Genomic DNA, 348 nt, shown 5'->3' on the forward strand with positions numbered 1-348 from the left:
CCAAAGGGTATCTTCTTTTTTGTCATTCACGCTAAAGCAATATAAATATCCACTTGTACGTTATTTGGATCTACTGCATTTTCGTCATAAAGCTCAAAGTCTGTTGTAAAAGCACGTTTGTTTTCTTTCGACCATTGCCAAATATATTCCCAAGTTTCACAAATGACTTCAGACACAGGACCTTTTCTCGTTGTAAATACCGCATACGTTGCGGCAGGTATTGTTAAGGCTGTCATATTTTCAGGAACGTCTTCTAATGAAGAAACAGGCATGCCAATAGTAAATTGATATGTACCAGTTTCATCTGATTCATAGTTTGAGTAGAAAGCGAATGTTTCTTTTGTTTGT

At 36.2% G+C, this 348-nt stretch carries 1 protein-coding gene; it reads right to left on the bottom strand.

The window, feature by feature from the left end; translation table 11 throughout:
- Window positions 1-26: 26 nt before the first annotated feature.
- A partial coding sequence (locus tag SB775_RS28075; protein ID WP_410864435.1) for a GyrI-like domain-containing protein occupies window positions 27-348 on the bottom strand: 322 nt, incomplete at its 5' end.

The sequence above is a fragment of the Peribacillus sp. SIMBA_075 genome (genome assembly GCF_046534585.1).